Genomic DNA, 1,538 nt, shown 5'->3' on the forward strand with positions numbered 1-1,538 from the left:
GCGAGGTGCGCGATGACTTTCAAAAAAAAATAAAAAATACTAGGGTTGTATAAGGTGTGAGATTCAGGTCAGGCCGAGCCGAAGCGGCGGGTTTCCAGACCTTGGCGCAGCCGCATGAGAGCCAAGCATGGCCTATCTCGACAACATCGCCGTCTTCGTCCGTGTCGTCGAGCTCGGCAATCTGTCGGCGGCGGGGCGCGACATGCGCATCTCGCCGGCTGTCGCTTCCAACCGCATCAAGGAGCTGGAGAAGCACCTCGGCGTTCGCCTGTTCAATCGTACGACCAGGCAGTTGATGCCGACCGAGCACGGCACGGTGTTCTACACCGGCGCCAAGCAGGTGCTGGAGGCGATCACCGAGGCGGAGGCCGCCGTCTCGGCATTGTCCGGCCAGCCGCGCGGCACGATCAAGGTGACGGCGCCGCTCGGCCTCGGGCGGCGGCTGGTGGCCTCCGGCATTCCGGACTTCCACGACAAATACCCTGATATCGAGGTGCGGCTCAGGCTTTCGGATCACAATGTCGACATCATGAAGGAAGGCATCGACGTCGCCTTCCGGCTGGGCATCATCGAGGATTCCAGCCTCAGGATGCGCGGCATCATGGAATGCGAGCGGGTGCTGGTGGCGGCGCCGAAATATCTGGAGGCGCGCGGCGAGCCGGCCGAGCCGCAGGAATTGATCGGCAAGAAGCACGATTGCCTGATGCTGCGCTATGCCGGCGCGCGCGAATATGTGTGGACGCTGCAGACGCCGGCCGGCCCGCAGAAATTCGAGGTGCACGGGCCGTACGACACCGATGACGGCGATGTGCTGACCGGCTGGGCGCTGTCGGGTCGTGGCATCATCAACAAGCCGCGCTTCGAGGTCGAGCCTTTCATCCGCGACCAACGGCTGAAGGTGATCCTGGCCAAGACACCGCCGACGCCGGTGCAGTTCGCCGCCGTCTACCCGCACAAGAAGCTGCAGGACCCGAAAGTGCGGCTGCTGCTCGATTTCATGGCCGAGCGCTGCCAGCGGCTGATCAAGGATATTCTTGCCGGCAAGTAGGGGCTGGCCGGCAAGTGACGGCCCGCTGGCCCACCCGACGGACTTGCCTTGCGCGAAGGCGGACTTAGGTTCGCGTCATGCATCTCGCCATTTCGCTCGACATTGCTGCCACCGACGGACAGGCCGGCCTGGACTTCCGCCGCATAGCCGGCTTCGTGCGGAAAGCGGAGGCGGCAGGGGTCGACATGGTCGTCGTTTCCGATACCGCAGCCAACGGCGCTCGATCAACCAGCCCGTTCGAGGCAACGACGCTGCTGGCGGCGCTCGCGACGCTGACCGAAAGGATCGGGCTCGTCGCCGGGGCCTCGACGCTCGCGCACCAGCCCTACAATCTGGCGCGTCGCTTTGCTTCCCTCGACATCATCAGCCACGGCCGTATCGGCTGGAACGCGACGATGGTCCAGGATCCGCGCCAGGCCGCCAATTTCAGCCGGCCGGAAGGGTTTTCCGAAGGTGATTTCCGCCGCCGCGCCGAAGAATTCATCGGCAT

Annotated in this window: 2 protein-coding genes; both read left to right on the forward strand. The window is 64.2% G+C overall.

What is annotated here, in order from left to right:
- Window positions 1–127 precede the first annotated feature (127 nt).
- A complete protein-coding gene (locus EOA33_RS35280; protein WP_126056977.1) occupies window positions 128–1,048 on the forward strand; it encodes a LysR family transcriptional regulator in 921 nt (306 codons plus the stop codon).
- A 77-nt stretch (window positions 1,049–1,125) separates the two neighbouring features.
- Window positions 1,126–1,538, forward strand: a 413-nt coding sequence (locus EOA33_RS35285) for an LLM class flavin-dependent oxidoreductase (protein ID WP_127407690.1), incomplete at its 3' end; no start/stop codon positions are given.

Origin of the sequence: Mesorhizobium sp. M4A.F.Ca.ET.050.02.1.1 (assembly GCF_003997725.1) — a bacterium.
Classification (GTDB): domain Bacteria; phylum Pseudomonadota; class Alphaproteobacteria; order Rhizobiales; family Rhizobiaceae; genus Mesorhizobium.

Coding starts and splice junctions, on each gene's coding strand:
- EOA33_RS35280 (WP_126056977.1), top strand. CDS start 128: ATGGCCTATCTCGACAACATCGCCGTCTTCGTCCGTGTCGTCGAGCTC.